Source organism: Budvicia aquatica DSM 5075 = ATCC 35567, assembly GCF_000427805.1.
Classification (GTDB): domain Bacteria; phylum Pseudomonadota; class Gammaproteobacteria; order Enterobacterales; family Enterobacteriaceae; genus Budvicia; species Budvicia aquatica.
Genome location: NZ_KE386585.1, coordinates 147,106 through 159,426 on the forward strand (window position 1 = coordinate 147,106; position 12,321 = coordinate 159,426).

Annotated in this window: 11 protein-coding genes, 4 tRNA genes and 1 pseudogene; 8 read left to right on the top strand and 8 right to left on the bottom strand. The window is 38.8% G+C overall.

Annotation, left to right across the window (positions count from 1 at the left end; all coding sequences use genetic code 11):
- Window positions 1–374 precede the first annotated feature (374 nt).
- Window positions 375–890, top strand: a complete 516-nt coding sequence (locus YWE_RS0122665; RefSeq protein WP_029096512.1) for a DUF2247 family protein — start codon at window positions 375–377, stop codon at window positions 888–890.
- A 46-nt stretch (window positions 891–936) separates the two neighbouring features.
- On the opposite strand, the gene YWE_RS0122670 is transcribed toward YWE_RS0122665, so the two are convergent.
- Window positions 937–1,164, bottom strand: coding sequence for a SymE family type I addiction module toxin (locus YWE_RS0122670; protein WP_029096513.1), 228 nt, complete (start codon window positions 1,162–1,164; stop codon window positions 937–939).
- A gap of 369 nt (window positions 1,165–1,533) precedes the next feature.
- On the opposite strand from YWE_RS0122670, the gene YWE_RS0122675 reads away from it, so the two are divergent.
- The 5 genes from YWE_RS0122675 to YWE_RS0122705 all read left to right on the top strand — a co-directional run bounded on the left by YWE_RS0122675 (window position 1,534) and on the right by YWE_RS0122705 (window position 4,993).
- On the top strand, window positions 1,534–1,935 hold the full coding sequence (locus YWE_RS0122675) for an Imm7 family immunity protein (RefSeq protein ID WP_029096514.1): 402 nt from the start codon (window positions 1,534–1,536) through the stop codon (window positions 1,933–1,935).
- A gap of 177 nt (window positions 1,936–2,112) precedes the next feature.
- Window positions 2,113–2,496: an SCO4402 family protein gene (locus YWE_RS0122680; protein ID WP_029096515.1), complete on the top strand. Its 384-nt coding sequence runs from the start codon at window positions 2,113–2,115 to the stop codon at window positions 2,494–2,496.
- Window positions 2,497–2,988: 492 nt separating this feature from the next.
- A complete protein-coding gene (locus YWE_RS28440) occupies window positions 2,989–3,375 on the top strand; it encodes a hypothetical protein (RefSeq protein WP_051323531.1) in 387 nt (128 codons plus the stop codon).
- A 623-nt stretch (window positions 3,376–3,998) separates the two neighbouring features.
- Window positions 3,999–4,343, top strand: a complete 345-nt coding sequence (locus YWE_RS0122700; RefSeq protein ID WP_174768725.1) for a DUF6717 family protein — start codon at window positions 3,999–4,001, stop codon at window positions 4,341–4,343.
- A 233-nt stretch (window positions 4,344–4,576) separates the two neighbouring features.
- The gene (locus YWE_RS0122705; protein WP_029096517.1) at window positions 4,577–4,993 is read left to right on the top strand and encodes a hypothetical protein; all 417 of its coding nucleotides are present in this window, start codon (window positions 4,577–4,579) and stop codon (window positions 4,991–4,993) included.
- 120 nt (window positions 4,994–5,113) lie between these two features.
- Here YWE_RS0122705 and YWE_RS0122710 read toward each other — a convergent pair.
- Window positions 5,114–5,458 (bottom strand): annotated as a pseudogene (locus tag YWE_RS0122710) (autotransporter outer membrane beta-barrel domain-containing protein); the annotation flags it as partial.
- A gap of 186 nt (window positions 5,459–5,644) precedes the next feature.
- Here YWE_RS0122710 and YWE_RS0122715 point away from each other — a divergent pair.
- Entirely contained in the window at window positions 5,645–5,896 is a 252-nt protein-coding gene (locus tag YWE_RS0122715; protein ID WP_029096519.1) for a hypothetical protein, read from the top strand.
- A gap of 122 nt (window positions 5,897–6,018) precedes the next feature.
- Here the strand turns inward: YWE_RS0122715 and YWE_RS0122720 are convergent, their stop codons facing one another.
- Window positions 6,019–6,291 (bottom strand): hypothetical protein, encoded by a 273-nt coding sequence (locus tag YWE_RS0122720; protein ID WP_029096520.1) that lies wholly within the window; start codon window positions 6,289–6,291, stop codon window positions 6,019–6,021.
- 657 nt (window positions 6,292–6,948) lie between these two features.
- Here YWE_RS0122720 and YWE_RS0122725 point away from each other — a divergent pair.
- Window positions 6,949–7,728, top strand: a complete 780-nt coding sequence (locus tag YWE_RS0122725; protein ID WP_036016929.1) for a carboxylesterase family protein — start codon at window positions 6,949–6,951, stop codon at window positions 7,726–7,728.
- Window positions 7,729–7,842: 114 nt separating this feature from the next.
- Here YWE_RS0122725 and YWE_RS29260 read toward each other — a convergent pair whose 3' ends face one another.
- The 5 genes from YWE_RS29260 to YWE_RS0122750 all read right to left on the bottom strand — a co-directional run bounded on the left by YWE_RS29260 (window position 7,843) and on the right by YWE_RS0122750 (window position 12,204).
- On the bottom strand, window positions 7,843–10,749 hold the full coding sequence (locus YWE_RS29260) for an autotransporter outer membrane beta-barrel domain-containing protein (protein ID WP_051323532.1): 2,907 nt from the start codon (window positions 10,747–10,749) through the stop codon (window positions 7,843–7,845).
- 983 nt (window positions 10,750–11,732) lie between these two features.
- A tRNA-Arg gene (locus YWE_RS0122735) sits at window positions 11,733–11,809 on the bottom strand.
- Window positions 11,810–11,881: 72 nt separating this feature from the next.
- Window positions 11,882–11,958 (bottom strand) — tRNA-Arg (locus tag YWE_RS0122740).
- A 72-nt stretch (window positions 11,959–12,030) separates the two neighbouring features.
- Window positions 12,031–12,107, bottom strand: a tRNA-Arg gene (locus YWE_RS0122745).
- Window positions 12,108–12,111: 4 nt separating this feature from the next.
- Window positions 12,112–12,204: transfer RNA gene (locus tag YWE_RS0122750), tRNA-Ser, on the bottom strand.
- Window positions 12,205–12,321 lie beyond the last annotated feature (117 nt).

A 12,321-nucleotide genomic window follows, 5' to 3' on the forward strand; every position in this document is an offset into this window, starting at 1 on the left:
GTGGATAATTTACTCTGTATTAAATCTCCTAAACGAACTCGTATTAATCTGTGTTCGCGGAAATAATGACCAGCTTGCTAACATGAGGGGTGTAGTGGTCAACAAATAACTGTTTATCTAGGAAAACCAAAAACATGGGCTGTTCAAGAATTCCCTTCCACTGCTAAATCACATGGTTTTAATGACATTATCGATAATTATGCAGGTCAAGCTACAAAAACAACCTTGAATAATGGGGCAACACTACATCAATTAGAAGGAAGCCTGAATGGTGTTTCCGGCAGATTTGAATGGATAGTAGATCCTAAGTTAGGAGGTGTAAGTCATCGTATGTTTGTACCAAATGGAACAATTAATGGGATCCCATCTAAACCATGATAAATAAAATATTTAATGAACTTGAAAAGTTCAAAATAGTTGACTGGGGAATGCTCTATTTAGGCTGTAAAGGCCTCCCTATAGGCACATTATCACCAAATAATGTTAGTGATTTTGCATGCGAACAGTTAGCTATTATAGAGTTGAATGATGCTTCTTTTATATCCGTTTCTGAATTGTCTTTTTGTACAGAAATAAACGATGAGGTCATTGATATAATTAGTAAGCTTTGTGATTTGAATAATGTCGATTTAACTCTTTCAAAGAAAAAATGGGTTGTATTTTCCATAAAAGAATTCATGAATCATTTACCAGAAGATAGTTTGTATGGGCCATTGGAGCTAAACAATTTTTGGAATGAATGGGGTGAACCCAATAATAGCCAAAATGTAATTCAAGGTGTTAATAATTCCATGACTCCAAACGAGTACTATTCTGATAAAAACTATCTAAAAATTATATCAGATCATAATTTATGGATAAAAAAAGAATTAAATGAGTTAGGAATTTAATTTAACCCCACCTTAAACAGTGGGAATCTTTTACCTATCTTTAGATCTATATCGCAAGTTCAATAATCAACTTGTTCTGCTCTATTTTAATGACCACTGGCAGCCCGGCATAAAAACCTATCTGCTCCAGCCAGCACCCCTTAATGGTGAGCTGGGGTCTTGGGTTGCTGGACCCGCCGTTCGGCGTGTAACCCGCGATGTAAAACCGCTCAGTGGGTGGAGGTGCAGGTTCTTTGCCTGTGATTAATTTTAGCTTAGAATATGCCTTAGCCATAGCTAACTCCTCGATAGTTAGTTGTGGTTACGCGGCTCGCAGGCTCACCACTTCGCGTTAGTTAAGTCCCGCTGAGAGGCTGACCCCCGCTATCGCCAACATCCTGTTGGCTCACAGGTCAACAACTCTTACCCTAGTATCAGGAAAGCTAAACAAAACACAACTTTACAAAAAGTAAATAAAAGTGTCAGGGTTCAAATGAAAGCAATCTTTGAAGCTGTGAAAGATATCGATAGATCTGTATATTATCACTTTGAAGGTCAACCATCTCAATCCGCCATCAATAAACTAAATGAGTACAGTTAGCGATATTGTATAAAAGTTGTTATAAATACAAAACCTCTTAACTCTAAATAATAAGGTAGTAAAATGGTTGAATTCTATGGTTGGATATCATTGAGCAACTCAACATACGAAAGTGATGACCATGAAATGAGCCTAATTTTAAATAAATTATCTTCATTTATCTCAAAACATGGCATAGGGGAATCATCAGGGTTAATCAAAATACACGAAGTCAATGGTTCAAATCAATTATTGGTTAGTGGCAATACAAACCATCTATCTCAAGATGTTATAAATATTGTTGCTCTTTATGATTACGTAGCTAGCCTAGCAAAAGGCTCCTATGGGCTACTTTATATTAAAAATGATGAGTTACCGGAGGTTTTTAATGAATTTGAGGTTTTTGTTTTAGCTCGAGGAAAGATAAAAAAGGAAAAAGATTACTTTCTATCACCCTGCATACCTGTCATTGAGGATGAAGAATAAATTACAGATGATAACCCTGATGATTCATTTAGTGATGACATCAAAATCTGATGCATGACCAATATCAATACTTAATTTAAAGTAGCCCCAAGCTCCGAGTGTATTAAAGAATTACTATAATTATTTTATAGCAAACTAAAATTAAAACCCTAATTAACTTTGCATGTGGTATTAAACATGAAAAAATTAGAAATCAACGAACTAAAATACCCTTGGATGCGTGATGAATTAATAATCTATCTACATGGTTTATCTGATGAAAAATACCAAAGCAAAGCATGGATTGAAGATGACCACCCTAATGGCGGTCATGATGAGCTAGACTATACAATCCATTTTTTGTATGACGATACAGATCTTGCTAATGATCCGCTATCATTAATTGGTTGGATCTTAAGAGATACTATTGAAGCCAATGCTATTGCAGCTTTGATAGATAAGTTAAATATTCTGTTTGAAATGTACGGAACTGATTTATCGGACAAAGAATATTTAGCAAAAACAGAATGGAAAGATGTTGTTAAGGCAGCTAAATTAGCAGAAATGGCTCTTCGAACTTAATGCTCTACTCGTATGGCGGCAGCACAAACTTAAATAAAGTCCATAATGAAATTATTACTATATAAATCATGAGAATAAGAGTGAATCCAAATAATAAAAAATGGTTTTTAATGCTAATTTACCTGCTAATTTCGTTCATAATAGCAGTAACGCTACTAATGTTATTAGCAAAGTTGATAGCACATTTACTTTATTTTTATCAAAGTGGAATTTTTTATTTTCCAATTAGTGATTTAATATTGAGTATAAAAGTAGGTATTATGGGTGGAAGCGTTGGTGGTATCGGTGTGTGGGTTGTATATCGTGTTAATCTGTGTTCGCGGAAATAATTACCAATTTGCTAACATGAGAGGAAGATAGTAATTCCCTCCTCTCATTTATGTAAATTGTAGTTGCAATACCAGATCCTTGGGGCAAGTAATATTTTAGCTCTGTAAGTACATTTGAAAAGAATTTCACAGGGAACGTTGTCGTTCTTAAGGGATAACAGAAATGATTCTACATATAGAATTTCCAAATAATTTAGTTACAGGTTCTTTAACTAAGCAAAAAAATATACCCTGTACTATTCAAATTTCCGATAAATTTGAAATTATTTTTTCAGTTGTTTTTCCGCAGACTATAGGTAATGTTTTATTGTGGGATAGAAAAATACTAGAGGAGCGAGCTATAGCTCGAGCTAGTGGTGCATATACACATAATGAACCAGCACTGATAACACTAAGCGAAAATTCAGAAAATTGTTATGAAATAACTAATTTATCTGTTTTTTATAATGACTTTGGATGGTGCCCAATAATCGATAACAGTGAATATGCTATGCCAACCCAGTTCTGGGACAGTAACGATGATGATCCCGGCTATCTTCCATTAAAATAACTTATAAGTAATTACGTTATAAATAGTTATTTTAGACGGGTCAATACTGGTCGATGTTATATGTAGTTCGCGCTGAAAATATTGTGGTATCAGGAGTTACTCAAATTATTGGTAATAATGCAAATAAATCATTAGACAAAAACTCTGATGAGTTAATGAAGTAAATGTGGGATACACACATGGATATATAGGAAAACACCATAAACTAGAAGAAATAATTATTATTTTATATTTTTCAGCTCACTATTAACGCTTGCTTACCATGTGATTTTTTGCATAGTATCAATGAACATATGCTACTAACTTTTACTTTATTTAGGCTTATTGTAATTAGTGGTTTTAATATATCATTAGAGAAGATAATTAATATTACAAAAGCAAGTGTGATAGTAGGTCTTATTGCCATTGTAATTACGATATCTGCAGAATTATTAGAATTAACATTTAAAAAAACAAACAACAAATAACACACTCAACTCATCGTAGAATAACGAGATAAGACTAAAGTTAAACTTTCTAAAAAATACGTTATTTCCCAAAAAATAGAGTGATAAAAAAGAATATTTTTAGTAGAATTAACAGGGGGAATATCCCTCTTTAGTTTCTAAAAATAATGGAATATTATGAATATAATTAATGTGATTGCCCCCTATAAATATCTAGACATGTGGGTTTTTGATGATGAAAAGGTCGGTTTAGTACAAGAGCCTTTCGTTTCAGGTGCAGACCTTATGATTGACCGAATCGTTGAATTTATTCCTAATGCGGAGAAAGGATTTATCATGATTTTTTCGGGTGAAAAGTTCCCCGAGGCCGATATTTGTCTTGAATGGAGAGGACCTGAAAGCTCTGGTAATCAATATTACTCAAAAGAACTAGATATGGAAGGTTGGCTTTGTCCTGCATTATTAAAGTATTTTACAGATGCGCCAGAAAAAATTTATATAAAAATAAAAGAAAAAAAATAATCGATGTGCATCTAGAAACCCACCTTTAGTTGCAGACTGTTACTATCTATTTATGAGAGGACGCTCCCATATGTAAACTAGTAGAAGATTCACTGTTAACTGAGCAAGAACTAGCCGAACAGTGCCTTGCCCTTCTCTCTGCAATGATTAAGCTTGAAGACGTTTCCGTAAAGGAGTCGCTACAGTTTATTCTGTACGAAAAAATGACAGCTTTATTATAGGAAAGGTTAATTATGGGACTGCAAGCTAGTATTGATATACATTTCGCTCAAGAATACTCGCCAAAAGAGTTAATACCTTTACTAATTGCTTCTGGGTGGGCTATTGATTTTGAAAAAAAAGTTAGCTACTTACTATCATCAGATATTGATGATTATGATTGGCAAGATAGCAGCATAAAGGATTTTAACATTAATCAATTCCTTAACACCCACAAATCAATGGATCGAATTGGCATTGCCATGGTAGCAAAAGAGTCAGGTGGTAATTTATTAATTTATCCTAACTATTTATTATTATCATTGTCTATTAATAGACGATACTTATCTGAAATAGATAGAATACCTGATTTTAGTTGGTATATAAAAAGACTAGCTAACCTTCTAAATAACATTAAAGTTTCGAAAATTCAATGCGATGCATATTATTAATTAGCTAGTACCCTATACATAACTTACTTATTGAATAAAATAGTAATTATCAATATTCAAAACATTCCCAACGTTCGCCACCCGCAAACGCAGGTGGCTTACCCTATAAGCTAACTGCTGTTAGAAATTATATTTCACACCCAGCATCACACCCGTGTCGCTGTAGCCTTGATTACCCATTTGCTGGCCTACATTACCCCAGATATTGACGCTGTTACTGAGTTGCCCTTCTATACCCAGCTTTAGCTCACCAATATTTTGCGCACCGCCCTGTTTCACTTCAACACCGTTCATCGTTGTAGCGAAATCTTTAGTGTTGTGGATCCAACTCGCTTCCACAAACGGCTGGAACGTCTGGCCTTTGTTATTTTGCCCTTCCATATAAGTTCGGACGCCCAAACGAGTTTGAAGATTGCCATCACCCTGCCCGCTGACCCGAGTACCATTGGCTTCACGATGACCGTCTAGGTTAGCAGCGCCTTCGGCTGAATAAAATCATATAAAAATTATCACTCGAACACACAATTGTTAGCTACTCTTAGAGGGCATCAGACACCTTAAACAAAAGTGAGTGATTGCTTAAATTGCCCTTTGAGATAAAACAATAAAAAATGCAGGGTATCCCCGTAGACAGACAAGGAACTACATCCAATGAAAAAAGATAATTTTTCATTCTCTCGGCTGCTATTAACCTTACTTATGTATGTTCTGGGCTGTGCACTCGTGCTGGTTGTCTGCTATTTAGCTATTTTTTCAGTGATTTTTTTAGTCAGCGGTGAATTTAATATTACCTTAGAGGAAGTCATTGGCTGCCTGAAGATAGGCGCAATTGGTGGACTGGTAGGCGGTGTAGGGATAGAAATAAGAAAATTAGTTCATTCTCTTTTCCAGAGGCCAAGATAAAGCCCCCGATCGATAAAGCCGCTCGCACTCAACAGTAACGAGTGAGTTCAGGCTTGTATCAATAACCAAAGCATCAATAGACGCAGGTATCAGCGTCTATTATCTGAGTAAGGGTAATAACATCAGCTACCCTTTACGGCTACTTCACTGCTGCGAATAATATTTTTTACATACCTGATAGCGTCATTCGCATCGGCCGGGTAAACCTTGCCTCGATGCTGGATTTTATTGGTGGTCAGATAAAAACAGACCGCACCATCCGACGTATCAAAAATGATAGATTCATTGATGTTGTACTGTCGATAAGGGATATGATGCTTATCGATTATTGCCATATTGGCCGCTTTATTGTCAGACTTCTGTTTTAGTAAGGCTTTCATTTCATCATTTGTCATTCGGTACCTGCCAGCATCCTGATTGCATTGGTAATAGGAATCATAAGCCGCAAACTATGATTGAGGCCCCCGCACATCCATGGTTATTTCCTGCGTAGAACCGTTGCTACTTATCAGCGTTTATTGGTTCAAACTCTTTATCGCCCTCTGACTTCACCGCTATTATTATCAGGCTGCTCGGCCATCTTCCGATAGATTCATCACCAGCATTAAATTATGTAAACAATAAAAACTAACGCCAATATACTGATAAAATAGATAATTATCATTAGTCATTCAACTAACTTCAGATTAACTGAAGCTTCTAACAAGTACTTCAAAGCGTTATTGAATATCAGCCAACCCTCCATATAAATAGTTGTCATTACATCTAGTTAACGCTTCGGAACCATCCTAAAAAATAGTTCAGAAAGAAATAAAAAGGAAAAATCAGATTTAACTGCCCATAAGACAATATAAAACTTCAGCATTGGGCTGCGTTAAAAGAGTGCCTCACCGTGTCAGTTTTTACTGCTCAATCACTTATAACAGAATGATATATAATATCTTTATTTTATATATCAACAGATATATAAAACAGTAGTGCTGAACCGGTTAATTGAATACAGTAGCTATCGATAATAATTTACCGATAAAAAACAGAAGGAAGCGTGCGTCATGGTTAATCGTTACATCAAAGGCATTTTCTTATTACTACTGATATTCACCGGCGTTAATGCCTATGCCGGCCAGTGGGAAAAGCATGAATATAAGTCAGGTGATTTTACGCTGCCTTACCAGCTGTTTACCCCAACCGATACTAAATCAACCCTGCCCTTAGTGATTGTACTTCACGGCAGTTATGAAGCCGGTACTGATAATCAGCAGCATATGCTTAAAGGGACTAATATTGGCCCGGACTATTTTGCCAGCGCCAAGGTGCAAAACCTCAAGCAGGCCTATGTCATCGCGCCACAAACGCCGGTCGATATCCGTTGGGCGAGTACCGCTATCGCACCCTATGATTTGGCCACTACGCCGATTACACCCTCTATGGATGCGCTGTTAAAGCTGATTGATGAAACAGTAAAGAATTCACCGGTTGATGCCAGTCGTATCTATATCGCTGGCTTATCCCGCGGCGGTCAGGGGGTGTGGAATGCCGCCTTTCACCGCCCGGAGCTATTCGCTGCGATTGCACCGATTGCCGGTTCCGGTAGTCCAAAAGACGCTGAACGTTTAATTAAGCTTCCGATTTGGGCCTTCCACGGTAATCAAGATGAAATTACCAAAGTGGAATATACCCGCGAAATGATAGATTCGATTATCAAAGCAGGCGGAACTACCGCTCTGGTACGCTATACCGAGCTTGAGGGTGGTAACCACGCCGATTCATGGCTCACGGCTTATCACGGCACTGAGCTATGGCAGTGGATGTTGAATCAGCATAAAAACTGATTAGCCTATTCAGATGAATGCAAAAACGCCCGTTCCCGGGCGTTTTCTTTTATCACTTCGAGGTGGCGTTTATGATGACTAACCGCACTCTTTAAATAACCTCGATTGGCATAATCAGAAGTTATACTTCATCCCAAAAATCACGGCGGTATCGCTATATCCGGCATCACCAACCTGTACACCGACGTTACCCCACAAATTCACATTTTTATTCCACTGGCTTTCAATCCCCACTTTCAGTTCACCAATATTTTTGGTCCCGTTCTGTGTGAATTGATTTCCATTAATAGCCGAACCAAAATCATGGGTATGATGGATCCAATTAGCCTCGATAAAGGGCTCAAACTCACGATCTTTATCGTTATCAATAGTGCTATGACCATGCCGATAAGCGCGTAATCCAAGGCGAGTTTGAATATTGCCATCACCGCTACCGGTTACTCTGGCACCTTGTGACTCCCTATGATCGTCGGCCTCAATTCCCATCCAAATAACCTGAGCTTTAGGCTGAATAAAGTAGCTGACTTGGTCTTCAGTTCGCGTCCCCAGTTTATAGGTATAGCCAGCCTCAATAGAGGTTGTAACACCGCTTGACTTGTACTCTTCAGAGTTCAGCCCGTCCCCTTTCACCGTGTTATTAAACCAACTGTACTGAGCCCAGATATCGACATAGGTACCATTGTTATCTATATCGTTGGCATACCATGTACCATAAAGGCCCACGTTATATCCATCAACCGTTCCTCTCGAACCGGCATCAAAACGATGAGAATTCGTATTGCTATGACTATTACCATAGCCAGCCATCAGCCCTAAATGGTAGCGGTCAAGATTATCAGAGCTCCATTGAGCAATATCTCCGCCTAGCTGAACCACATAACGATTACTTTGAGTTTTCAACTGGCCGCTGCTATCCCGAGATCGGGTATGTCCACCAATCTGGCGCAGCCATAGGCTAGTCACTTTCTTTTCACCGGTAAGTGCATCGATATATTGTGTTTCGCCTAATCTGTCGTGCAACCGAGTCACAAACATGGTGTTTGCGGTCGCTAGATTAGCAATGTAGCTCCCTAATTCAGGGCGAATAATAGGATCAATCGTACCCTCAGGCTCGGCCGGTTCAGTTGGCTTTCCAGGATCGGTCGGCCCTACAGGAACGATTTCGCTGACCAAATACCAATTTTTATTTTCAGTATTATTACCCTGTTTTAAAAAGTATTCATAAGCACCGCCAATAATACGCCCTTCTTTAACAAATTGGCCGTCCGATGCACCACCAACCTGAATCAACTCAATACCGTTAGTGGTTAGCGCTCCTTCTCCGCCGACATTATTCACCCTAACCTTGGTTGTGCCTGATGTATCCCCCATAATGGTCAAATGGTCGGTTAGCGAAATATCATCCCCCAGCACCGTATCAAAAGAGATCGAACCGTTATTCCCCGTGTAATTACCGGTTACCGTCATTAAATCTCCGGCCATATTATTCGAGCTGAGGATAACATTCCCCTCATTATTCAAATTGCCGTATATCGTGCGGTCGATTGCAGGCATACCATTCTGGTGTAACAAACTGGATGTATTATTAATAGTCAGAGTACGGTTGCGATCTTCTGTTGATTCAAACAGATCGCCTGATAGCGTTAATGAGGCACCGTCATTCAGCGTAATAGAATCCCAATTCGCGTAATTAGTCCCTTGATTATTATTGCCCGCAAGAGAGGTATAGCCGATAAAGTGAAGTCCATTAGCCTGAATTTGATTAATTTCATCATCAGCCTGGCTGTACATCGGATCATTGCCATTAGCTTTAACTAACTGAGTAATGTCGATCCCGGGATTGAGGATAAGCGTATCGCTTCCACGCCCCATAACGATCTCACCGTCAATCATGCCACGATTTGCGGTCAGAATGTCATCACCTTTACCAAGGTTGATCGCCCCATACACGCTCCCCCCCTCAAGAGTCACCCGTTCAATGCCATTACCATTGCCAAGAATCGCCGTTCCGTTACGCACATCCACCGTACCTTTAACAATAATGTCACTGAGGGTTGTAGCAGTACCTCCCGTGATTCTTATTCCGGTAGCATCGCTGAGGTTGTTTTTTACGCTAGCATTTGCGCCAATGTTAACCAGCGTGTGGCTTCGGTTATTCAGTTGTTCATCAATAATATTTTGACTTTCGCCAAAACTAATTAACCCCTTAGATATATCGCTTGTATTAACGTTTAAAACGACATCTTTACCACTGTTAATGATTGTTTTACCGGTAGAGATAATAGCCGAATCATGATTAACACTCATATCCATGTTGTAACCGGATGAACTGAACTCCAACTCATTAAAAGATAATAGTGAAGTTCCATGCATCAATATTGCCGTGGATGCTTCGGACTTATTAATAATTTCGGTTTTACCGCCAAAATTAAGTTTAGCATCTGATAATGTGGGCCCGGCGACAATAATGGCGCCCCCGAAAGAGGGGTCCATAATAGAAAGCTTCGTATTTCCATTAACATTAAGCGATCCACCTAAGGCATTAATCAGTGATCCAGCTGCATTTCCGGATATTAAGAGGTCTTTTTCGACATAAACGCTACCGCTGTCCTGCAACAAAATACCGTAATTTTGGCTCGGTGCAACGCCACTCATTAATACACTCAAATTTCCTGAAAAATTGACAGCTGAGGTATTTTTAGCACTGATATTCTTACCATTACTACCTATATTATTAATAAGATAGACGTTATCATCAGTAAAATTCACCTTAGTATTGGTTCCTGATGCATTCACCATTATGGAAACTGTGTCGGTCGATAGGTTCTCCATCGTTCCATTGTTTAACGAAACCTCGCACTGACTGCCACCGTTAGCAACCAGACCCCCTATACCACTGCCGGCACCCGCGCTTTGGGTACAGGCTGCCTGGCTATTAAATGATAATCCTAATGCTCCAATAACTAATAGGGTGATGGAATTAAGGCCAAAGACTTGAGTTGAGGGGATCCGTTGATTCATATACGCTCCATATATATGTATTTTACAATAACGTTGATAAATAATTTATAATATCATCTTACATTCTCATTAAATTTTATCAAAACACTCATTTGAATTTTTTACAGCATACCATTCACACACTAAAAATATAACAAACCCATTTATAATTAAGCTAACTCACAATAAAAAACAAATACCTATTGATAATATCAGGTGCCATCAACTAACGATTAATAATGAAATATAGACTAATAACAACCCGTGATTATTAATACCTGTTATTTATATAATGGAATAAATTATCAATAACATTGTCATATATACGTCTTACTTTCCGAATCAAGATTCTCCGCCTTAATCTTACCTATTCGCTGGCCAGAATCTTGCTAATCGCCGCTTCTTATGTTCAGAACGTTCAGATACGCAAACAGTCGATTATCATTGCCACGGCATTTTTCACTGACGTAACCAAACTGACGTAACCAATTAGTATATGTTTAGCCTGCCCTTCAGAATTGCTCTAGGTTTAGCTTGATTGAATTGATGAATACCGTCTTCTAATGCGCCGTAAGCCTTTTAGACCGCACTATTATCACTATCCCACCCCCAACAGACACCTAACCTCACCAGAGGCTTGTTATAAGGCCAGGTTCCCGTTCAGGATAAAAACCTTTAGCGACAATCTTTGCTGTTAAGCATAATGCTTAAAGCATTGTTCATCACCTATCATAAGATCGGTATTACCGACCCGGGTGTCACAGCATTTACCGGCTTTGGTTGTGCCACTTTCTCATCATCAACCCGTCTTTATAGAAAAATCGTGGATAGAAAATGAAAGTATTATTTAACTCTCACGCCAAGGCGATATTCATTACACAAAATTGATTAGCTATAGGGAATGGATAATAAGATAACGATTTGATTGGCAAGCAAGAAGAAAGAAAATATTGAGAAGATTTGAACTTGATGACTTAAGGAAATTAGAAGGAGTTAAAGAAGAATGGTGCACCAGAGAGGATTCGAACCTCTGACCGCTCGGTTCGTAGCCGAGTACTCTATCCAGCTGAGCTACTGATGCGTTTTGATTCCTGACTCAGATGCTGCTTCTGCATCTGATTTGATATCGTTAACAGAACGATACTTAATAATATGGTGCACCAGAGAGGATTCGAACCTCTGACCGCTCGGTTCGTAGCCGAGTACTCTATCCAGCTGAGCTACTGGTGCGTTTTAATTCCTGGCTCAGACGCTGCTTTTGCATCTGATTTGATACCGTTGAGAGAACGATACTTGATAATATGGTGCACCAGAGAGGATTCGAACCTCTGACCGCTCGGTTCGTAGCCGAGTACTCTATCCAGCTGAGCTACTGGTGCAAAATGGCGGTGAGGGAGGGATTCGAACCCTCGATGCAGCTTTTGACCGCATACTCCCTTAGCAGGGGAGCGCCTTCAGCCTCTCGGCCACCTCACCACGTTACTGCTTGTTGCTGCACTGATATTTAAACGACTTATCGGCACTGCGTGGCGCACATATTACTTTCCCGCACTTATAAGTCAAATACTTTTTCTAATGTTGCGTTCGTTTGTG

Coding starts and splice junctions, on each gene's coding strand:
- YWE_RS0122665 (WP_029096512.1), top strand. CDS start 375: ATGATAAATAAAATATTTAATGAACTTGAAAAGTTCAAAATAGTTGAC.
- YWE_RS0122670 (WP_029096513.1), bottom strand. CDS start 1,164: ATGGCTAAGGCATATTCTAAGCTAAAATTAATCACAGGCAAAGAACCT.
- YWE_RS0122675 (WP_029096514.1), top strand. CDS start 1,534: ATGGTTGAATTCTATGGTTGGATATCATTGAGCAACTCAACATACGAA.
- YWE_RS0122680 (WP_029096515.1), top strand. CDS start 2,113: ATGAAAAAATTAGAAATCAACGAACTAAAATACCCTTGGATGCGTGAT.
- YWE_RS28440 (WP_051323531.1), top strand. CDS start 2,989: ATGATTCTACATATAGAATTTCCAAATAATTTAGTTACAGGTTCTTTA.
- YWE_RS0122700 (WP_174768725.1), top strand. CDS start 3,999: ATGAATATAATTAATGTGATTGCCCCCTATAAATATCTAGACATGTGG.
- YWE_RS0122705 (WP_029096517.1), top strand. CDS start 4,577: ATGGGACTGCAAGCTAGTATTGATATACATTTCGCTCAAGAATACTCG.
- YWE_RS0122715 (WP_029096519.1), top strand. CDS start 5,645: ATGAAAAAAGATAATTTTTCATTCTCTCGGCTGCTATTAACCTTACTT.
- YWE_RS0122720 (WP_029096520.1), bottom strand. CDS start 6,291: ATGACAAATGATGAAATGAAAGCCTTACTAAAACAGAAGTCTGACAAT.
- YWE_RS0122725 (WP_036016929.1), top strand. CDS start 6,949: ATGGTTAATCGTTACATCAAAGGCATTTTCTTATTACTACTGATATTC.
- YWE_RS29260 (WP_051323532.1), bottom strand. CDS start 10,749: ATGAATCAACGGATCCCCTCAACTCAAGTCTTTGGCCTTAATTCCATC.